15 protein-coding genes are annotated in these 22,885 nt (G+C 36.6%); 5 read left to right on the top strand and 10 right to left on the bottom strand.

The features are described 5' to 3' along the window. Window positions 1-122 precede the first annotated feature (122 nt). The 5 genes from AC6F8J_RS10945 to dapF all read right to left on the bottom strand — a co-directional run bounded on the left by AC6F8J_RS10945 (window position 123) and on the right by dapF (window position 6,698). On the bottom strand, window positions 123-2,210 hold the full coding sequence (locus tag AC6F8J_RS10945) for a glutamine synthetase III domain-containing protein (protein WP_500723350.1): 2,088 nt from the start codon (window positions 2,208-2,210) through the stop codon (window positions 123-125). 288 nt (window positions 2,211-2,498) lie between these two features. Then, window positions 2,499-3,071 carry an ANTAR domain-containing protein gene (locus AC6F8J_RS10940; protein WP_500723348.1) on the bottom strand — a complete coding sequence of 191 codons (573 nt, stop codon included), beginning with the start codon at window positions 3,069-3,071 and terminating at the stop codon, window positions 2,499-2,501. A 71-nt stretch (window positions 3,072-3,142) separates the two neighbouring features. Continuing rightward, window positions 3,143-4,474, bottom strand: a complete 1,332-nt coding sequence (gene glnA / locus AC6F8J_RS10935; protein ID WP_500723346.1) for a type I glutamate--ammonia ligase — start codon at window positions 4,472-4,474, stop codon at window positions 3,143-3,145. Window positions 4,475-4,601: 127 nt separating this feature from the next. Continuing rightward, window positions 4,602-5,837, bottom strand: coding sequence for an LL-diaminopimelate aminotransferase (locus AC6F8J_RS10930; protein ID WP_500723344.1), 1,236 nt, complete (start codon window positions 5,835-5,837; stop codon window positions 4,602-4,604). Between the two features lie 33 nt (window positions 5,838-5,870). After that, complete coding sequence (gene dapF, locus AC6F8J_RS10925; RefSeq protein ID WP_500723343.1) at window positions 5,871-6,698, bottom strand: diaminopimelate epimerase; 828 nt, start codon at window positions 6,696-6,698, stop codon at window positions 5,871-5,873. A gap of 297 nt (window positions 6,699-6,995) precedes the next feature. Here dapF and AC6F8J_RS10920 point away from each other — a divergent pair, with 297 nt between their 5' ends. Next, entirely contained in the window at window positions 6,996-9,581 is a 2,586-nt protein-coding gene (locus AC6F8J_RS10920; protein ID WP_500723341.1) for a PBP1A family penicillin-binding protein, read from the top strand. 61 nt (window positions 9,582-9,642) lie between these two features. Here AC6F8J_RS10920 and AC6F8J_RS10915 read toward each other — a convergent pair whose 3' ends face one another. Continuing rightward, window positions 9,643-12,723 (bottom strand): ATP-binding protein, encoded by a 3,081-nt coding sequence (locus AC6F8J_RS10915; protein WP_500723339.1) that lies wholly within the window; start codon window positions 12,721-12,723, stop codon window positions 9,643-9,645. A gap of 4 nt (window positions 12,724-12,727) precedes the next feature. Beyond that, on the bottom strand, window positions 12,728-13,102 hold the full coding sequence (locus AC6F8J_RS10910) for a response regulator (protein ID WP_500723337.1): 375 nt from the start codon (window positions 13,100-13,102) through the stop codon (window positions 12,728-12,730). A 235-nt stretch (window positions 13,103-13,337) separates the two neighbouring features. Here AC6F8J_RS10910 and argS point away from each other — a divergent pair, with 235 nt between their 5' ends. After that, the gene (argS, locus tag AC6F8J_RS10905; protein ID WP_500723335.1) at window positions 13,338-15,095 is read left to right on the top strand and encodes an arginine--tRNA ligase; all 1,758 of its coding nucleotides are present in this window, start codon (window positions 13,338-13,340) and stop codon (window positions 15,093-15,095) included. A 540-nt stretch (window positions 15,096-15,635) separates the two neighbouring features. On the opposite strand, the gene AC6F8J_RS10900 is transcribed toward argS, so the two are convergent. Next, window positions 15,636-16,487, bottom strand: coding sequence for a S1-like domain-containing RNA-binding protein (locus AC6F8J_RS10900; protein ID WP_500723333.1), 852 nt, complete (start codon window positions 16,485-16,487; stop codon window positions 15,636-15,638). Window positions 16,488-16,771: 284 nt separating this feature from the next. Here AC6F8J_RS10900 and nrdJ point away from each other — a divergent pair, with 284 nt between their 5' ends. Beyond that, window positions 16,772-19,129, top strand: coding sequence for a ribonucleoside-triphosphate reductase, adenosylcobalamin-dependent (gene nrdJ, locus AC6F8J_RS10895; protein WP_500723331.1), 2,358 nt, complete (start codon window positions 16,772-16,774; stop codon window positions 19,127-19,129). Between the two features lie 118 nt (window positions 19,130-19,247). On the opposite strand, the gene rarD is transcribed toward nrdJ, so the two are convergent. Next, the gene (gene rarD / locus AC6F8J_RS10890; protein WP_500723329.1) at window positions 19,248-20,159 is read right to left on the bottom strand and encodes an EamA family transporter RarD; all 912 of its coding nucleotides are present in this window, start codon (window positions 20,157-20,159) and stop codon (window positions 19,248-19,250) included. Between the two features lie 116 nt (window positions 20,160-20,275). Between rarD and AC6F8J_RS10885 the strand changes: the two genes are divergently transcribed. Both AC6F8J_RS10885 and AC6F8J_RS10880 read left to right on the top strand, forming a co-directional pair. Next, window positions 20,276-20,755, top strand: coding sequence for a hypothetical protein (locus AC6F8J_RS10885; RefSeq protein WP_500723327.1), 480 nt, complete (start codon window positions 20,276-20,278; stop codon window positions 20,753-20,755). Then, the gene (locus AC6F8J_RS10880) at window positions 20,755-21,294 is read left to right on the top strand and encodes a permease (RefSeq protein ID WP_500723326.1); all 540 of its coding nucleotides are present in this window, start codon (window positions 20,755-20,757) and stop codon (window positions 21,292-21,294) included. Before AC6F8J_RS10885 ends, AC6F8J_RS10880 begins: the two co-directional genes overlap by 1 nt. Window positions 21,295-21,306: 12 nt before the next feature. Here the strand turns inward: AC6F8J_RS10880 and AC6F8J_RS10875 are convergent, their stop codons facing one another. After that, window positions 21,307-22,824, bottom strand: a complete 1,518-nt coding sequence (locus AC6F8J_RS10875) for an EAL domain-containing protein (protein WP_500723324.1) — start codon at window positions 22,822-22,824, stop codon at window positions 21,307-21,309. Window positions 22,825-22,885 lie beyond the last annotated feature (61 nt).

Genomic DNA, 22,885 nt, shown 5'->3' with positions numbered 1-22,885 from the left:
CTTATTATTTGAGAATCAAGCGACTTTGTCGTAGTTTGCATTCAAATAATTCTCGACAGAAAAAAAGGATATCTAGGTCCAATCTAGATATCCTCCTTATGGTTTTGCTTTATTAATGCATCTTAGACTCTAAATAGCAAATCACTATACGTTGGGTATGGCCAGTAGTCTTGTGCAACCATCACTTCTAATTCATCACATGGCTTTCTAAGGGCTGTCATCATTTCAAATACCTTGAATTTAAATGCGAAAGCGACTTCTTCTATATCCTCAATCAAATATGTTTTTGCGACTTCTTCTTCTAAATCTACTAGTTTTTCTTGTACTTCGACTAAGAGTTCTGATATTTTGCTTAGAAGATTTTCTTGAACACTAACCTTCGCACTCGGTACGGCTGCTTTTATTGCATTGATGGAGTCAGCCAAACTGGTGGCAAATTCAATTACTGAAGGCATGATTTCCTTCTTTGCCATCTCAATCATTGTAAGCGCTTCAATGTTTATGGTCTTTATATACTCTTCAAACATGATCTCCTGACGCGCGGCAATCTCACCTTTGAAAAACACGCCATGTCTTAGGAACAGGTCCACATATTCAGGCTTATCAAAGACTTTAATGGCTTCGACTGCCGTTTTTATATTTGGTAGGCCACGTCTTTCTGCTTCTTCTAACCAGTCTTCTGAGTACCCGTCACCATTAAATATGATTTTACTATGTGCTTTTATCAAACGTTCTATAATTGTTTTTAATGTAGCGTTGAAATCTTCTGCAACTTCCAACTCGTCGGCAATCTCTTTTAATATCTCAGCAACAATTGTGTTTAGAACAATGTTTGGACCTGAAACAGATGCAGAGGATCCAACCATTCTAAATTCAAATTTGTTACCTGTAAAGGCAAATGGTGATGTTCTATTTCTATCTGTAACATCCTTTGCAAATTTTGGTAATGTCGTTACACCAAGATCCATAGCGCTAGCCTTTGTTGAGGAAGTTAAAGCACCTTCTTTAATCTGTTCAATAATGACATTAAGCTGCTCACCAAGGAAAATAGAAATAACCGCCGGTGGTGCTTCATTTGCGCCTAGTCTATGATCATTACCAGGAGATGCCGCTGAAAGTCTTAAAAGTGGCGCATATTTATCAACAGCCGCGATGGTTGCAACTAGGAATGTTAAAAATTGTGCATTTTCATGAGGCGTCTCTCCAGGTTCAAGTAAATTGGCTTTTTCAGTACTGATGGACCAGTTGTTATGCTTACCTGATCCATTTACACCTGCAAAAGGTTTTTCATGTAATAGACAAGCCAAATCATGTCTATTAGCCACTTTAATAAGGGTGTCCATAACCAACTGATTATGATCTGTTGCAATATTTGTTGTAGAATATATTGGTGCCATTTCATGTTGTGCAGGGGCCACTTCATTATGTTTAGTTTTAGAAGATATGCCGAGTTTCCATAGTTCTAAATCAAACTCCTTCATGAAATTTGATACACGTTCCTTAATACTACCAAAATAGTGGTCATCCAATTCTTGTCCCTTAGGCGGCATAGCACCAAATAACGTTCTTCCTGAAAAAATTAAGTCTTTTCTAAGTTGATATAGCTTTTTATCTACTAAGAAGTACTCTTGTTCCGGACCAACAGTTGACGTAACTTTATTGGTTTCAGTATCTCCAAATAATCTAAGAATTCTAACCGCTTGTTTGGATACGGCTTGCATAGACCTAAGTAATGGTGTTTTTTTATCCAAAGCTTCGCCTGTATATGAACAAAACGCAGTTGGTATGCATAGTGTATCGTCTTTCAAAAATGCAGGTGATGTCGCATCCCATGCGGTATATCCTCTAGCTTCAAAAGTGGCTCTTAACCCACCATTAGGAAAAGATGAGGCATCCGGCTCTCCTTGAATCAATTGCTTCCCGCTAAACTCCATAATCACCTTACCGTCACCTGTGGGTTCTATAAATGAGTCATGCTTTTCCGCAGTTTTTCCGGTCATTGGTTGAAACCAATGAGTATAATGGGTTGCGCCTTTTTCAACTGCCCAATCTTTCATTGCATTGGCGACAACTTCTGCCACTTCCGGCGCAAGTTCTTCACCAAGAATCATGGTTTTTTTCAAAGCTTTAAAAGTATCCTTAGGCAATCTTTCTTTCATAACTGACTCGCTAAATACATTCGTTCCAAATAACTGTGTTACATTTTCCATCCTATTATTCCTCCTTTGAAATCTCTGTTTCGTCTTTTTAAATATCAAAAAAGCGCACCCAATAAACTTGAGAACGCCTTTGCTCTTAAGAGATAAACCTATATTATGAAAACATAATCATAATTTGTTATGCTTATACTTTAACATATGTCTGTATTAAATGCAAGATTAAAAACGTCATAAATTATAATTCGGAATATTCTGATATCTATTTTATGTATCAAAAAACCAAAATAAAATGACATTCAACACTATGGTCAAGGCGTAACCCACTATAATATTAACATATTAACCTTCATACATTAGTATAATGGCTTCTGCTATTTTTATTTTTGATATACCTTTATCCATGCTTTGTTTTTGGATACGTCTATGAGCTTCCTCTTCTGTCAAGTTCATATTCTCAATTAATAATTCTTTGGCTTTAGTTATAAGAACATCGGCATTTGTTTTAGTCTTTAGATGATTCAATTGCTTTTCAAGCATTTCAATACTTTTTGAAGTCTTAACCAATAGATCAACCATTCCAATTAACATCTGCTTATTACAAGGCTTGATTAATGGTACAAAAATTGATTCTTGACTCAAATTGATGAAATGCTCCATTTCTCCATGACTAATCAGAGCTATAACCGGACACAATCTTTCGCCAATGATAATTTCCGATAGCTCATGACCATTCATGCCCTTTAATTTATAGTCCACAATGGCAAGATCCGGATAAACCGTATGCACTTTTCTTAATAAGTCATGTCCACTTGTCGCTTCACCTATGACACTCAAACCATTTTCAATAAGGAACAGACTCAGTTGCTTTATAATTTTTTCATTTGATGACCCTATTATGACCCGAGTACTCATTACATCATCCTCTACTACCTATACCGTATATCGATATGAACTATTATCTTATGACACCCTAATCTTAATGACTAATATCTTGATGTGTATGTATCGACTTCCCATGCATGTACTTGTTTTTGATATGCATCCCATTCAAATCCTTTGGCTTTGATATAACTGTCATAAACGTTACCAAGCGCTTCCTTTATGACTTGATCTTTTGATAACTCAACAATTGCCTCCTTTAAATCACTAGGCAGTGTATCTTCTGACAATATGTTAGATATGGCTCTAAGTTGATCTGAGTTCATCATTTCAGGTGGCATGATTTCATTTTTTATCCCATCTAACCCTGCTTTCAATATGACTGCCAAAGCTAAGTAGGGGTTACATGAGGGATCTGGACTTCTTAATTCCAATATTGCTTCCTCGCCTCTTATTGTGGGAATTCTAACTAAAGGACTCAAATTAGAGGTCGACCAGCCTATATGCACCGGCGCTTCAAAGCCTGGTACTAAACGCTTATATGAATTAACCGTCGGATTGGTGATCGCTGTTATTGCTTTTGCATGGGCAAGTAAACCACCTAGAAAATAATAGGCTATTTTAGATAGTTTTAATGGATCGTTTTCATCATAAAAAGCATTTTTACCTTTTTGATTTGAAAGCTTCATATTGATGTGCATACCCGATCCATTAATATGACTTAATGGTTTTGGCATAAAAGTGGCATGTAAGCCGTGTTTCTGAGCAACAACCTTTACAACCAATTTAAAAGTAACTATTTGATCTGCCATCATGATGGCATCCGCCGATTCAAAATCAATCTCATGTTGTCCTGGTGCGTCTTCATGATGGCTTGCTCGAATCTTAAAGCCCATTTCTTCTAGGGTTAAAACCATGTCTCTACGAACATTTTCTCCCAAATCCATAGGTCCAAGATCAAAATAGCCCGCTTTATCATGGGTTATCGTCGTTGGATCTCCATTCTCATCGGTGTGAAACAAAAAGAATTCAAACTCTGGTCTTAAATCAAAAGCATACCCCAGAGCATCCGCTTCAGCTATTGCATGCTTAAGTACACCTCTTGGATCGTCTCCATAAGGTTCTCCAGTTGTTTTGTAGATGTCACAAATTAATCTAGCCACTTTGCTTTGATGGGTTCTCCATGGAAAACTTACAAATGTATCCAAATCAGGAATTAAATACATATCTGATTCTTCCATCCTAACAAAGCCGGATATGGATGAGCCATCGAACATAATCTCTCCATTCAACGCTTTATCAAGTTGATCTACTGTAATTGCAACATTTTTTAATGAGCCTAAAATATCAACAAACTGTAAACGAATAAACTTAATATCTTCTTCCGCCACTATTCTATAAATATCTGCTTTCGAATATTTTTTACTTTCCACCATATACCGCCTCCTAGATTCATGATTTGATTGGAAAAAGGCGCATCTATTGTGTTCACCACTATAGAAACGCCTTTGTTTCATGTTTTATTACATATTAACATATTCTTTTGACGCCTTAACCCTCTACCTAAAAAATAAATTCCAAATCAGATAGGCGGCTTTCTATTTCATGCATAACTTTTTGTTCTTCGAATTCGTCTACCGCTAAGAACGTTACAGAGAACCTTACAAAGTTGCCTGCATCATCCCATGGCACTGTTGAAATTGATTTTTCTTTAATCAAGTACTGTGAAAAATCCTCTGCCGTTTTAAATTTAGGTCCATTTTTAACACCTTTTGGGATGGGTACGTACAAATAGAAAGACCCTTTGGGTTTTGTTACCTTAAGTCCAATCTTATTTAATGTGGCAACCAACATATCGTGGCGTCTAGAGTATTTAGCACAAGTATAATCTGTTATGTTCGGATTCTCAAGTGCTGTAATACCCGCTTTTTGAATCGCTTTGAATTGACCCGAATCATTATTGTCCTTAACCGTTGCAAAAGCAGCAACCGCTTTAGCGTTCCCTACAACAAAAGCCATACGCCAACCTGTCATATTAAAAGCCTTCGATAATGAATGAATCTCAATCCCTACTTTTTTAGCGCCTGGTACGTTAAGAAAACTTAGAGGTTTATTGCCATCAAACATCAATGCACCATAAGCTAAATCTGATACAACTAAGATATTATTTGCTTTTGCAAATTCAACCACCTTCTTGTAAAAAGCTTTGGTCGCTGTAGCACCCGTTGGATTATTCGGATAATTTAGGTACAATAGTTTTGCTTTTTTCAGTATATCTTTTGGAATCGCATCCAAATCCGGTAAAAACTTATTTTCAGCCAATAATGGCATGTTATAAACATCGCCACCCAGCCATTTACTCATGGTGCCCATGACCGGATAACCCGGTACTGTCATGAGAGCAACATCGCCTGGATTAATAAAAGCTTGCGCTACCATCGCTAAAGCCGGCTTAGAACCGATGGAATGATTCACTTCTTCAACCGGATTTACTTTGATTCCATAGATTTCTGTCATATATCTGGCCGCTGCCTCTTTAAACTCAGGTATACCATTATCTGCATAGTCCCTGTTCTCCCATTTTTGAGCTTCATCCGTCAATCTTTCTACAACCCGATAATCCGCCATCGCATCCGGCTCACCAACACCCATATCAATAATCTCAACGTCAGGTCTATCAGCCATAGCTGCCTTTTTTGCTCTCTTAATTTTCTCAAACTTATAGATTACCGTACTTTTTCCAAATTGATTGCCACCTATTCTTTCTGCAATCAGATTCTGTACAAATTGTTCTGCCATTGTTGTCCTCCTTATTCATTAACATGTTTCGTATTACCATACACCTTCAAAAACTGTTTCGGCAGGCCCCGACATGAAAATATGATTGGTTTCTTCATCCCATTCAATGGTGAGCTGTCCGCCTAGTAAGTCAACCGTTGCTTTTCTATTGGTTTTACCATTTAATACCGCTGCTACTAAAGTTGCACACGCACCCGTTCCGCAAGCCAATGTTTCACCTGTTCCTCTTTCCCACACACGCATTTCTATGTTGTTTTCATCTTTAACTCTTACAAACTCAACATTTATTTTTTGTGGGAATGTTTCATGTACTTCCAACTTTGGACCGAGTTCATGAACGTGAATGTCTGTTATTTCATCAACAAATACAACTGCATGTGGATTACCCATGGATACACAAGTCATAGCATAGGCTTGATGTTCAACGACTACCATTTCACCAACAACAGGCTCAAGGTCACTTACAACCGGTATTTCTTTTGCACTCAATATTGGCTCGCCCATGTCGACTTTTGCATAGGTTACATAGCCATTTTCCACTTTAAGTTCTAGCTTTTTCACGCCCGCTAAGGTTTCAATGGTCACCTCTTCGGATTCTGTCATCTTATTGTCATACACATATTTTCCTACGCACCTAATAGCGTTTCCACACATCTCCGCTTCAGAACCGTCTGCATTAAACATACGCATTTTAAAATCTGATGTAATCGAAGGCAAAATCAAAACAATACCATCTGATCCAACACCAAAATGCCGATTACTCATCTTAATTGATAGTGATTTTGGATCTTCTACATTTTCAATAAATCCATTAATATAAACATAATCATTGCCACAACCATGCATTTTTGTAAACTTCATTTTATCACCTCTTAGCTTAGTGGTACTAATCAAAACTACTATTTTAACAGTATACAATAATTTTTATGATTATGCAACACTGTTGATAAAGCTCTATTATAAACGATTGTATCAAACGTTTTTCCCTAACACAACCCGATTTTTAAGTATACGCCTTAAAGCTATTGCGATTAAATGGATTTTACGATTATGGTTAAACATTTAACCCTATTATTAAATTTCTGCTAATTATTAAATGACTCTTTCGTTCTACCCCTTAGTTTGGTATAATGTCAGAGTGAAAAGGAGGCATCATATATGAATTTTTCAAAGCATGCCAATCAAAAAAAAATACAAAGGCTCAATTCAAGATATACAAAAACCATGAGGCTTATGGGCACTTCTTCCATTCGAATACTTTTTTTTAGCTTAATTCTAGTTACTGTTCTAGGGATTTCAGGCGGTATCGGTGTGGCTAAAGCCATATTGGATGCGTCACCTGAACTTGATTATGATTCACTGGTACCTGTCGGCTATACTTCCTTCGTCCGAAACCAAGATGGTGTTATTTTACAAGAACTATCTACAGGAGATGCAAATCGAATTTATGTTGAAATCGATGAGATTCCAAAACATGTACAAGATGCTTTTATTGTAATAGAAGATGAACGTTTCTATGAGCATAACGGTATCGACATGCGTGGTATTTTTAGGGCCATCTTCGTCAATCTAAAATCCGGCGACTTAAGTGAAGGTGCCAGCACTATCACCCAACAAGTTATAAAAAACAATGTCTTGTCCTCAGTGAAAAGTTTTGAACGTAAAATCCAAGAACAATACCTTGCCATACAGGTCGAAAAAATATTAGACAAAGATAAAATATTAGAATTATATCTAAATACAGCCGGTCTTGGCAGAGGTACAAATGGCGTTCAGGCTGCTGCTGGGCGTTACTTCAATAAAGATGTCTCTGAACTGACTATAGCAGAAGCTGCTGTGATCGCTGGCATTACCCAACGTCCATCTGATTATGACCCCGTTACAAATCCTGAAAACAATCGCAATAGACAGCTTATAATTCTACAATATCTTTTAGATCAAGGTAAAATCTCCAATGATGATTATCTTGAAGCAAAAGCAGAAAATGTATATGACAAAATCCAAATCACCAATCAAGAGTTTGAGACGAAGTCAGACTATTCCTATTTTGTTGACGAAGTTATACGTCGTGTAGCCTCAGACTTAGAAGTCCAAAAAGGCTATACAGCAACGCAAGCCATCAATCTTATCTATCGAGGTGGCCTTGATATTTATATCACTCAAGATCTCCGCCTACAAAATATATTGGATGCATCCTTTGCTGATGAAAATAATTTTCCAACCATTCAAGATGATTACAATGTCAAGCTTATGTATACCGCTTCCATTCAAACAGCTGCGGGCATTATACATCATTACGAAGAAAAATTGCTTCAGTCAGACGAGGCAGCTCATGAACACATTGAGATCTTAAAAAATGAATGGATTGGTGAAACCGATTCACTTATTTCCGATAATGCTCTATTCATCCCTCAACCTCAAGCTGCTATGGTTGTGATAGATTATCATACAGGTCAAGTAAAAGCGATAACGGGCGGCCGTGGCCAAAAAATAGGTAATCAAGTCCTTAATCGCGCAACCATGAGTAAGCGCCAACCCGGATCTACTTTCAAAATATTGGCCGCTTACCTTCCGGCCCTAGACACTATGGGTTTGACACTTGCAAAAGTATACGATGATGTTCCATATACCATACAAATCCCCGGTGCAGGATCTTACTCGCCGAAAAACTGGTATGATCATGCCGCATATAACTATTGGGGACTTTCTACTATTCGCGAAGGCATCCAATGGTCAATGAACTTATTGGCAGTCAAAACCATGAATGAAATTGGCATTCAAACTGGTTTTGATTATTTGAAGAATCTTGGTTTCACAACTTTAGTCGAAAGAAGAGATGTCAATGGCACCATTTTCTCAGACAAAAACATTGTGCTCCCTTTAGGTGGCTTAACGGATGGTGTAACGTTATTGGAACTGACAAATGCCTATGGCGCTATTGCCAACAATGGTATTTATATTGAGCCTTCCTTCTACACCAAAGTTCTCGCACATGATGGGGCATTGCTCTTATTGAAAGAACCATTTACTCAAACTGTTATGAAAGAAACAACCGCCTTCCTACTTACCAATGCTATGGAGGATGTTGTCAAAGCCGGAACAGGTAGTGCTGTACGTTTTAATAACATGTCTATTGCCGGAAAAACGGGTACCACAAGTGATTCCAAGGACTTGGCTTTTATCGGATATACACCTTATTATGTAGCAGGTGTTTGGCTAGGCCATGATGATCCTGAGCGAATGAGCCACAATAAACGTTACCATACTCTTATATGGCGAGATGTCATGTCCAAGATTCATGAAGGTTTGGATAATAAAAGTTTTCAAAGACCTGAAGGCATCGTTCAAGCCACCATATGCACTAAATCCGGCAAACTTGCTGTTGATGGTCTGTGCACCCATGACCCTCGTGGTTCAACCGCAAGGACTGAGTACTTTGCTGCCGGTACAGCACCTACAGAGACATGTGATGTTCATGTCAAAATTACCATATGTAAGGATTCCGGTCTACTACCAACGGTATATTGTCCAACTGACAGCTTGGTTCAACGTGTTTATACAGCAAGAACTGAGCCTTTAGATCCTGCTTCATGGGATCCTGCCAGACCACCAAGGATACGGGATTATGTTTATGAACTTCCTAGTACCATAGAAAATGAGTATTGTAACATCCATACACATATAGAATCTACCCCTCAACCTTTACCAAATACAATATTCACTCAACCTCTTGAATATCCTTGATATGATAAACCCAAAAAGGAATCGGATTATATCCGATTCCTTTTTAAAATTCTATATTTGGTTAATAATCTTCCAAAAGACTTTCCATATTTAAAACTTCACCCTTGTAGTCCATGATAATACCAAGGCAAAAACTTGAATCGTCATATTCAAGATTCCAAGTCAACATATTATAATCAAAGATTTCATGATCTGCTTCTATAATATTTGGTATTCCAATGTCGGCTATCTTGTTGTCCACATCGAATAGGGAAATAGCATTACCGGCAATAATGTTGCATGTTTCCTTCATTACTTCACCCTTTGTTTCTTCATATAGATCTTCTGAAAGGTCTTCGAGTGTATCAAAAGACATAATCGCCTTTGCAAGTCTTTGGATTAAAGGCTTATTGGCCGAGAAATAGAAAGCTCCTGATTTGGGGCCACTAAAAGGTATGATAACTGTGACATCAAATATCTCAACACCTTTGTTGACACCCGATACGGACAGAGGCAGATTCAATACATTATTTGATTTTAAGTAGATTTTACAGGATTCCACATATAGGTCCAACACAATCGGCAAAGAGAAAAATTTGATGAATTTGGCTTGATTCTTAGGCAATAGAATTTTTACAGTGGTTCCAAAATCCATAACAGAGCTAACCCTAATCTTACCACCGATTTTTTCAACTTCTGCTTTTACTGCAGCCATACCGACGCCCCTTCCACTTAGGGTCTCCGCATAACTTTTTGTACTAAAATTCGGTTCGAATATAAGGTTTAACATTTCTTCTTCACTCATTTTTTCAGCCATCTCTTCTGTAACAATCCCTTTGCTGATCGCTTTATAATACACTTCTCCTAAATCAATACCTTTACCATCATCCGATATTCTGATTTCAAAAAAATTACCCACATCATCAATGTTACAACTTATTTCACCAAATGGTGTTTTCCCTATCATAAGTCGTTCTTCTTCATTTTCAATACCATGTTCAATACAGTTATTAAATACATGTACTAAGGATCTAAAAATATCCCTATAGAAGTTTACATCTACAAAAACTTCATCTCCTGATAGGATTGCTACATTAACTTTCTTTTCTTTTATACTTGCTGTTTTAGCACTCTCCCTTGCATAGAACATCAACACATCTCCAATAGACTTATAAAAGAGCTGATCCACAATACTTAGAATTAAAGATGCTTCTTTATCGTAAAAATATCGACGTACGGTCTGATATACTTTCTTAAGGTTGTTCTTATTCACCGACAGATATAGCTCATCTTCAAAGAAAGAACTACCTGTTATATCAGTTACAATTTCTAAATCTTCATAAATGATATTTCTAAGCTTATTGCCCAGATTAAGGTCTACTTTGTCACCATTAATAAGTCGATCTTCTAAAGTATGTAAATAGGGTACGATATTTAGTAAATTATACATACCAAAGTTTCCCTTAAAAGTATGTACTTTATTGATAATCTCTTCAGATTTGTATATGCCTTCACTAATGTCTTTTGTAAAATCAAGGAATTCATTTACAAGTTCCACAATATCGTCACGATTAAGCATGGTGCTTACTACCATTTTTAGCTTATTTCTTTCTTCTGATAAGGTTAGCTCATACTGTTTTGCTTCTGTAATGTCTGACATGACAACAATAAGTGCTGACATTTTTTCCTTTTCTTTTTCTATCTCATAAGTCAAACGAAAAAATCGATTACCTATTTCAAGTTCTTTCGGAAATAATTCAAAGCAAAGATCCATAGGTATTCTCTCTTTGAATAGATCCTCCAAAAGTTCCTCTATAAAGCCTTCTTCTTCATTCATACCAAGCAATTCTCTTAAATGTATGCCTTTAATACTTTTTCCAAATATGCTGTTACAAACTTGTGTCAAAACATCCTCAACGACACCACTAGATCCAACCTTAAAAAAGCCTTCTCCCATGTTTTTATAAACATGTTCTTGCTGACTTTTTAAGGCATTGGCTTCTTTTTTCTCGTTTTTAAAAATAATGGCTAACTCTTTAAGAATACTATAGGTAACCAAAAACCAAAACATGCATAAAGGCACAATGCCTACAAGGTTTTTTTCTAGAATGACATCTGGATTGATTACAGCCGGCAGTTGCCGAATAATGATAGACAGAATAATCGTCGCAGCTACATTAACGCCAAATCTTTTCATCTTCAATGTATGTTGGCTAATCAAAAGTTGGATGATGGATAAAACGACGATTCCGATTAACATGAGCATCAGATATCCTGCATATTTATTGTATATTTGAATATCTTTTGTTAAAAATGTTACACCAAGTATCGTCGTTATTAAACTAGGCGCTAAAAAATACAGCTTAGCTTTACTTTCAAAGCTTTTGGTCGCCCATATTATTGAAAATCCCGCAAGAAAAACATAGATTTTACTCATTTTATAAGCCATCGAATAATCCATGGTATAATAGTTATCTCCTATTAATTCCATCGAATGAATGGATAAGAATATGACCGCAATACTTAACCAAATATAGGATGAACTGAAAACCGGGTCTCTTACGCGAATAAGGGAGAAAGAAAGAAAGATTAGAACAATCGATAGTAAGAGTGTTCCTAATACCACAAAGGATATTAACCAATACTCAAACATAACCCATTGTCTATTTTCAATCGCTGAGACTTCATTAAGAATACTTAGATTACCCTTAATGCCTGTATTCAATATACTTCTTGTTTTAAAGACTATTGTGTTATTCTCCTGTAAAAGATGTTGGTGTAGAGGAATTATATGTGTTTTCTTACCTACATCGCTTCTTCCAAACATATAATCTCCGATAGAAGCAATATTTGTTCCGTTAAAATACACATCAAATGCCTGTACTGTAAAATAACCAACACTCAAAAAAAGATGTTGGTTGCTTAATGTTGTTAATGCCTCTTCAGATATATGAATCCTGTATTCAATGAATTCCGGATCATCATGAGTCTTTGTCCGATGTACCCCATTACCATAATCAGACTCGACCTGTGTCAGGGGAATATCTAGAGCTTTTGCTTTTTCATTGTATAAGTTTAAGTTAGCCTGGTTAAACAGTACTATTGCAACCAATAAAACACACCCAAACAGTAAAATATATGGCAAGTCTTTAGTAAACTTCATTTCTCTACATCTCCCATAATACTTTTTCTACTACTTCTTTAAATCGTTCCACCTCAAAAGGCTTAATAATAAAATGTTTAGCACCCTTTTCCAATGCTCGTAAGACCATTTTCTTTTGATTCAATGCACTTACCATAATAATATTGGCATTCGGATGCTTCGCAATAATCGCTTCTACCGCTTGAAGACCATTCATATTCGGCATAGATATATCCATGGTTACAATGTCTGGAAGCAAAGCATCAAACTTCCTTAAGGCCTCTTCACCATCTTGTGCCATGCCAGCGACTTCATAATGAAGACTTTCAATAATTTTAACCAGTTTACTTCGCATTAAAACCGAGTCATCTACAATTAACACCCTAACCTTTAAATCCATTTCTTATCGCCTCACTTTCCTGTCTTAGCTCATTCTCCACAACTTCTTACATCTCCATAATATTTTATACATAAGCAAGTCATAGTTGGAAGATATTATAATTATACACTTTGGATATTTATTTGTCTACTGAACATCATCTGTACAATCCTTCTTGCAGTGAACCTTTACTTCTAAAACATAATAAGTTATAATGTTTTTGTTAAGGCCTATTACAACACAAGGAGTGAATACTATGTTGACAGCACAACTTACCAAACTTATGGAAGCTTCTTTTTTAGCCTGTGGTTATGATCCAATTTATGGACAGGTTGTCACTTCCGCTAGACAGGACTTGTGTCAATTTCAATGCAATGGTGCTATGGGTGCTGCAAAAGCATATAAGAAGGCGCCTTTTTTTATTAGTGATGCGGTTATTGACCATTTAAAATCTACCGAACAATTTGAAAAAATGTTTTCACTGGCTGAAACCGTAAAGCCCGGTTTTATTAATTTATCTCTTTCAGATGAATACTTAGCCAACTATATTGAAAGCATTTCCGAAGATTCTAGAGTTGGTGTCAAGAGAGTTACTAAACCAGATAAAATTATCATTGACTATGGCGGACCTAACGTAGCAAAACCATTACATGTGGGCCATTTAAGACCGGCTATTATTGGCGAATCCATCAAGCGTCTTTTTAAATTCTTAGGCCATGAGGTCATTGGTGATGTTCATCTGGGTGATTGGGGTTTGCAAATGGGTATGATTATTGTAGAGGTAAACCGACTTTATCCTGATTTACCCTACTTCGACCCTGAATATGAAGGACCATACCCTACGGAACCACCCTTTGACTTTTCCGACCTTGAAGAAATCTACCCCATAGCAAGTAACCGTTGTAAAGAAGACCCTGACTATAATGAAAAAGCGAAGAAAGCAACCTTTGAATTACAAAATGGGCGCCCCGGCTATATCGCTTTATGGAAGCATTTTGTTGATTTATCTGTAAAGGATATCCTAACCATTTATAACCGCTTAGACGTTCATTTTGATCTATGGTATGGAGAAAGCGACAGCAATGCGTATGTCCCTAAGCTTATTGATACACTCAAATCAAAAGGTGTTTTGTATGAGAGCGATGGTGCTATGGTTGTTGATGTCACCCATCCTGAAGATAAGAAAGAGATTCCACCGATCATCATTTATAAGTCTGATGGTTCTATTCTTTATGGTACCACTGACCTTGCTACCATCGAGCAACGTGTCGAAGACTTTGACCCGGATTATATTCTTTATGTTGTTGACAGCCGACAAGCCAACCATTTTATTCAAGTTTTTAGATGTGCTTCCAATCATGGTATTGCACCCTCCAAAACTTCTTTGGAGCATATCGGTTTTGGAACTATGAATGGAAAAGATGGCCGACCCTTTAAAACCAGAGATGGTGGCATTCTAAAACTTGCTGATTTTATTGATTCTATCGAGGCAAATGCCAAAGAAAAAATCAATGATAAAGAAGGCGTGGATATTGAAACAACAGCAAGAATTGTCGGTCTAGCAACCCTTAAGTATGCTGATCTATCTAACTACCGTATGAAGGATTATATTTTTGATTTGGACAAATTTTCTTCATTCGAAGGCAAGACCGGTCCTTATATCCTTTATACATATGTTCGTATTAACAATATTATGAACAAGCTTAGAGAAGAATTATTCCAGCCTAGCACGATTATGATGCCCTCTAGTGAAGTTGAGCGTCTGTTAATGTTAAAGATCGACAATCTGGAAATAGCACTTACCTTGGCTGCCAAAGACCGTGCACCCAATATTATATGTGAGTATGTCTACGATTTAGCTACCTTGGTTAATGGTTTCTACCATACTCATCATATTATTAATGAAAAAGACCCTGCAAAGCGTGGTTCATGGATGAAACTACTTCAGATCACACAAAAATGTTTACTTTTGTGTCTTGATTTACTTGGTATCCAAGTGCCTGAGAAAATGTAATTATGATTTACTAATAACAAGAGACAAGGCAAGCGCTTAGGTGCTTGTCTTTTTTTGTGATTAATCAGCGCTTCTTCTTTCCTCATTCGGTTTCGCTCCTATAAGGGTTTACATGAACCTAATTTACTTAATTCACCTTCATTTTACTTTACACTTTATATTGCATTTGATTTCCTATATGCACCATTAATTAGATTTATTTCGTTTATTCTATACGGAGCACTAAAGCAACCAGAATACCATAATAGGCCAACATCGACCATGAAGTTCCTGGAATCAGTGTGTGTAATGGAGCGAGTCAGCATGGATGCTGACCGTTGACTTTTGGTGCATGGATGCACCAATTAGAGACCGTAATTATACAGACTGTGGAAGGGTTTTCATGGGACCCACCTTATTAGCACAATCATTGTACCTAGTATATATTAGGGAACAAAAAAATCTAGCTTCATCTAAAAAGGTCTCTAAGTTTTTTCACTTAGAGACCTACTCGATTCATTAAACATAGGGATTATCATAACTCTTTAGAATGACCTATATTTATATCTTGTATATACCATCTTCCTTAATCAAAATCTTCTCCTCTTTATACAACCTACCAAGTGCCCTTTTAAAAGCACCTTTACTCATGTTAAATGCTTTATTAATTACATCCTTATCCGATTTATCATGATAGGGTAGAAATCCACCTGCATCACATAATCTCAGATAGAGTCTTTCTGAGTCTGAATCCATTTGAAAATCGATTCTCTGAGCTGTTGTCAGATTCAACTTTCCGTCTTCTCTAACTTTGGTAATACGTCCTTCAACCTTTTGTCCGATTTTCATATTAGGCAAAAGTTCATTTGACAAAATGAGACCGTAATATTTGCCTTCCACAGCCACAAATGCACCCATGTCTTCCTTAATGTCATAAATAATACCTGATACTTGGTCGTTTTCTTTGTAAGGACTGTCACTACGAAGAATTTTCTTAAGCTTCTGTGTTGCACACAGCCTGCCTGACTTGTCTTCATAGATGCCTACCAATACCTTGTAACCTTTCTTAATTGGACGTAACTGCTCACTAAAGGGCATCAATATATCTTTATCATATCCCCATGACAAAAAAGCTCCAAAATGATTGGTTTCTACTGCTTCTAAAATACCGATTTCTCCATTGCATAATAAAGGCGGCATCAAAGTACCTTGTAATTTTTTCTTCTGATCTAAATAGCAATAGACTTCTACTACATCACCTAACTCATATATCTTTTCATCCTCAGCACGCTCTAATTCTTGATTAGACAGTACAATACTATTAATAAGTTCCTCGGGGTTCTCATTTACAAATATTCCTAAGGGCGTCTTTTTTACGACGTGCATTGTTTGTTTTTTTCCTAATTCAATCATGGTTCACCTATTCCTCTAATCATCACTTTAATCCCTAGATTAAAGTATCCACTTAAAATCCACTACATATACACCTAATATAACAGTAATCTAGGTTTTCTACAAGATAAACCTTACATCCTTGTTAAGAAGCTTTTCCCTAATACTTTTGTCACAACTTACAAATCGCAAAAAACTATGTTTTTTTCATGTAACGCCATTGACAGTTAGATTAGAGGTTGGTACAATATGTAGTGTATCTTTTTATTATTAACTACTATATATTGTGAATGAGGTGTACAGCTATGATAAAAGTATTAAAGCGTAACGGTACCGTTACGGCTTTTATTCCCGAAAAAATATCTACTGCAATCAAGCTCTCTATGGCTGAAACAAAAGATAGCGTTGATGAAATATTAGCAGCTTCTATAAGTGAACGTGTAGCAGAAAGCTTAGAAAAAATGCAAAGTCCTGTATCCGTTGAAGATGTACAAGATCTTGTGGAACAGTTCTTAATGGAGTCTACAAGAAAAGATGCCGCAAAACGATATATCTTATACCGGTATGAGCGTGACAAAACAAGAGATCAAAGATCAAAAAGGATAGATGGTCGCCTTCTTAGTGAAGAGTTCATAAGTCGATACAAGCATCGTCCTAACCCTATGAAACAGCTTGGTAATTTTGTATATTACAGAACTTACTCCCGATGGCTTCCTGAAGAAAAAAGAAGAGAATATTGGTGGGAAACTGTAAGAAGATCTGTAGAGTATAATTGCAGCTTGGTACCAACAACTAAGCGCGAAGCAGAAAAGTTGTACGATAATATTTTTAATCTAAGACAATTTTTATCTGGCCGTACTTTTTGGGTTGGTGGTACGGATGTTGCCAAGCACTATCCAATGGCTAATTTCAATTGTGCTTTTACCGTCATCAATAATTATAGTGCTTATAAAGACTTGTTTTACTTATTGATGGTTGGTTCTGGGGTCGGTGTCCGAGTTCTTAAATCCGACGTTGCAAGGTTACCCAAACTTAGAACGGACTTTGAAGTCATTCATGAGGATTATACACCCGTTCCAAAACAGTTACGTGAAGACAGCACGAGCCTTGATTTTTCCCATAATAATACGGTTAAGATCATTATTGGCGATAGTAAAGAAGGTTGGGTACAATCTTTGGATTTCTTTATTAAGATTCTTTATTCCAATGAGTACCGTAGAATCAACACCGTAATCATCAATTATAACCATGTTCGTCCAAAAGGCGAACTTCTAAAGACTTTTGGCGGGACAGCAAGCGGCCACACCAGCCTTAAAAATATGTTTACAAAAATCACCAATGTGATAAGACGACGTGGTGTTGTACTTGGAGATACATTTGTAAGGCTATTACCTATAGACTGTTTGGATATTGCAAATATCATAGGTGAGAATGTGGTTGTCGGTGGCGTTCGGAGAACTGCTGAGATTGTACTTGTAGACTCAGATGACAAAGAATGTATTGAAGCTAAAAATGCACTTTATAAACAAATTGATGGTCAATGGATTGTAGATCATGATATTATTCATAGACAGATGAGCAATAACTCCATCTACTATCAAAGCAAACCAACAAGAGAGCAACTTCACTGGCAAATCGAACAAATGCGATACTCCGGCGAACCGGGTTGGGTTAATGAGGTCGCCGGTGCAAAGCGTCGATCAAATATGAACGGTGTCAACCCTTGTGGTGAAATACTTCTTGATTCTAATGGCTTGTGTAATTTAACAACGATTAATGTTTTTGCCTATGTAAATGAGGACAATACTTTAGATTATGATGGTCTTATGGAAGCTCAACGCTTATCTGCAAGAGCTGGGTACAGAATGACATGTGTAGAACTAGAAATCCCTGATTGGAATTATATTCAAGACCGTGATAAACTTCTTGGTTGTTCTTTGACTGGATGGCAAGACATGGTCAATGCCCTTGCTTATGATCAAAAGGCACAGGCAAAACTATTGCGTGACCTTAGATCCGTTGCTATAGAAGCTGCCCAAGAATACGCCGGCGATATTGGTGAAAATCCACCACTACTTGTGACAACTGTCAAGCCTGAAGGTACTTTAAGTCAATTACCTACTGTATCCAGTGGTGTACATTATTCTCACTCTCCTTATTATGTTAGGCGGGTTCGAATCAATGCATCTGATCCATTGGTTAAAGTGTGTGAGGAATTGGATTATCCTATCTTCCCTGAAGTGGGACAAGATATGGCAACCTGTACCACTAAGGTTATAGAATTCCCTATAAAAGCACCTAATGGTACAACTAAGTATGATGTATCTGCTCTAGAACAACTTGAAAACTACAAGCTTTTCATGGAAAACTATGTCGATCATAACTGTTCTATAACCATTCACGTCCGTGAACATGAGTGGGATCTTGTTGAAGAATGGGTATGGGAAAACTGGGATGATGTCGTAGCACTTTCCTTTTTATCTTTAGATGATAGTTTTTACCAACTGCTACCTTACGAATCAATAACCGAGGAAGATTTTAATAAAAGAAAGGCACAAATGAAGCCTTTCATTCCGAGTCTTCTTTCAAAATATGAGAAGCATGAGATTGAGCTGGATCTTGGTACAGAAGGTTGTGATGGCGGTGCTTGCCCAATCCGTTAATCTTTATACTATGACACAAAAATCGGACCCTCGTTAAATGGGTCCGATTTTTTATAAACTTATGCTTTTTAAAATCTTTCCTTGGCTAGAAGGACTTTAACCATCATTGCTTATCATTTTATCCGTCAATTTCTTCATTTGTCTTTATAATCATTCTTGGTTTGGTTCGAATTAAACTAAAGGTATATAGACTTAATCCAATCCATATCAATATAAAACTAAATAATTGTTCACTTGTAAAAGGCTCGTCATAAACTAAAACACCAATAAGCAACATCAAAGTCGGTGCTATGTATTGAAGGAAACCAACACTGGATAAAGGTATTCGTTTAGCACCTTCTGTAAAGCATAACAAAGGTACAATTGATACAACTCCCGATAAGCCCATTAAGAATGTCACCCAAACTGACACCGTAAGAAAATGAAAACTACCATTTGAATTGAGCCAAGTGATATATACCAAGGCAAAAGGCAAGCCCAAAAGCATTTCCACAAAAAGACTGTTTAAGGTATCTAAGCTTTCTTTTTTCTTCGTATAGCCATAGAAACCAAAAGACATCGCCACAGCAATGGATATCCATGGAAAACGACCATAACCAAATGTCATATATAAAACACCGGCTAAAGCAAAGCCAACCGCAATCATCTGAAGTCGTGTAATCCGCTCTTTAAGCAGGAGAAGACCTAATAAAATACTAATCAGAGGGTTGATGTAATAACCTAAGCTAGCTTGTACAATCTGATCCGAACTAACCGCATAAATGTAAATGACCCAATTAGACATAATCAAAATACTTGTCCATATTAAGATTTTCCTCTTATTGGGCTGAGTCAAATAAGAAATAAAAATGTGGTTCTTTTTCCACATCAGCACCAAGCCTATTGTCAGAAATGAAAATATGATTCTTGTAAATAATACCTCAAAGGGCAATAACATCGTCAGCTGCTTCCAATAAAAAGTCAGCAGTCCCCACATGACATAGGATGAGAAAACCAACGCATAACCTCTTATGTCTAACTTACTTTCCATAAATACACACTCCAGTTTTTGATTTTCAGTATGTCATTTAAATACAAACTAAATACTATTGACAAAACTATTATATCTGAATATAATAATATACAATACTTAATTGGGAGGTTTATATGACAACGACTGTTATTTTCTATACTGTTTCGATTTTACTCACTGTTCTTTCTTATTTCAAAGATCGACAAAAAACTATGATGGCACTAAAAAAAGCCTACAAGGCTTTTACCGGATTATTACCTGCCCTAATTCCTATGGTTCTCTTTGTCGGTATTATGCTAACACTGATTTCACCCGAACTAATAGGTAAGCTGCTTGGTGATGAATCCGGCCTAACCGGTATTATTGTTGGCGCTGTTCTTGGTTCCATTGTTTTTATGCCTAGTTTTGTAGCCTTTTCACTTGGCGAAAATCTACTCATTGGTGGTGCAGGTTATCCTCAGGTCGCTGTTTTCATTGCCACTTTGATGGCTGTCGGCATTTCAAGTTTAGCCATTGAACTCAAATACTTTAATAAAAAAACGACCATTCTCAGAAATGTTTTTGCTCTATTTGCATCTTTGATTTTTGCCGGATTGATTGGGGTGATTCTTTAATGAAGTTAGTATTAATAAAACACAAATTTACACTCGCTTTTCTTTTGATGATTCTTGTTATGGCATTCGTTGAACCTTCATATGCAACATCTTCTTTAAACATTTCCTATGATAATCTTGTAACTATGATGGGGGTTATCCCACCCATCTTCCTTTTGATTGGCTTAATGGATGTCTGGATTCCAAAAGAAACAATGATAAAATACATGGGTGAGCATTCAGGTTTGACCGGACTGTTTTTCTCCTTCTTACTCGGTTCAATGGCAGCTGGTCCACTTTATGCAGCCTTTCCAATAGCTGCCTTACTGTTACGTAAAGGTGCTCGTTTTGCTTATGTTTTCTTCTTTTTGGGTACATGGACCTCTGCTAAACTTCCTCTAGTCCTCTTCGAAATGACTTCCCTAGGCGTTCCATTTACACTTATTCATATTACTTCTATGATGCTCATGTATTTAATCGGTTCCTTTTACTTAGAAAGTCTACTAAAACCCCATGAAAAAATAGCTATTTTAGACAAAATCCACGCCATGTCTCAATAGGATGACCGTCCATTATCCGTTAAATCCATTTTCATCAAGGACTTTCACATAGTCTATAAATGCTTCCGGCAAAACAGCTTTACTAAACAACCAACCTTGAACTTCATCCACACCTAAGTCTTTTAGTATGTACAACTGCTTCTTTGTTTCGACACCTTCAATATTAATGTAATAGTCCAATTTTTTCCCTAGTAAGATCATCGATTCAATGACAATACGTTGCTCCATGTTGTCCAAATCTTCAATAAAGGACTTATCAATCTTTAGTTTTGACGCTTTTAACTGTTTAACGTAAGTCATAGATGAGTAACCTGTACCAAAGTCATCCAAAGAAACCCCTATACCAAATTCATGAAGGGTTTGAACCAAATGTCGACTATGATTAAGGTCCTTAAGAGCAGCTGTTTCTGTGATTTCCACTTCTAATAATGAAGGGTCAACACCTTGACTTTTAATGTTTTGATGTATATGTTCTATAAACTCATCATCAAACTCTTTTCCTGAGACGTTTAAAGATACCCGAATATTATGTCCTTGCTCTTGCCATTTCTTAACCTGATAAATCGATTCTTTCACCACCCATTTTCCGATATCATCAATAAAACCGATATCTTCTGCAAGTGGTATAAAATCATTGGGATAAATAATATATCCATCCGGATGATGCCACCTAATCAATGCTTCACAACCATCTACCTTCATCGTTTTTAAGTTGATTTTAGGTTGATAATAAAGCACCATTTCATTTAATTTCAAAGCCCTTCTCAACTGTTTTTCTAATGCGATGCGTTTAATAATATCGATATATAGTGTATCTTCATAATAATATACCGTTTTATAGCCACGGTTCAAAGACTCTACCAAGGCCATATTGGCTTTTTTTATGAGTTGTTTTGCATCCAATGAATGGTCAGGAGCCATGGCTATACCAACGCTAATGAGCACATCTATTTCCATATAATCTACTTTAATAGGTTCTGTCAACCCTTCAATCAAAGTACAGGCACGAGATATGGCATCCTCCTTGCAAGTCGTATTGCTTTCTATTGCCAAAAAAGCCATTTGATCCATACCTAGAGTTTCTAACGGACCATTAAAGGTTTCTCTGAGCCTTTTAGCAACCACTTTTAACACCTCATTTCCAATGTCATGGCTATAGGTGTCATTAATAAGTTTTAGATTCGTAATGGCTATATCATATAAATAACTGATTTTGTTTTCCTGCATCAATAAATGTTTTTGAATATGTTCAACCATGGTCCTCCTATTATATAGATGTGTTACAGGATCATGAGATGCCATATACTTTAGAATATTATTCTGGTCTCCAAGCTCAAGATTTGTTGCTTTTAGCTTTTTTAGATTCAAGTACATTTTGATAATGACTACCAGCATAAGAACAAGCATCATAATAAAAACTAAGTCATTACCTTTAGGCTCCGCGTTTACTTTTGTTGCCCCATATGATATATGTCCCATAGCCATAATTGTAATTAAAAAGGTAGAAAGAGAATATTCTTTGTCTTTCATTCTAGAACCTCATGATATTACTTCTCAAATATAGTGTTATTATTATACCATATTCCGTATA

The organism is Petrocella sp. (assembly GCF_059865615.1).
The sequence above is the reverse complement of the archived record's forward strand: the minus strand, read 5'-3'. Positions and strand labels throughout refer to the sequence as shown.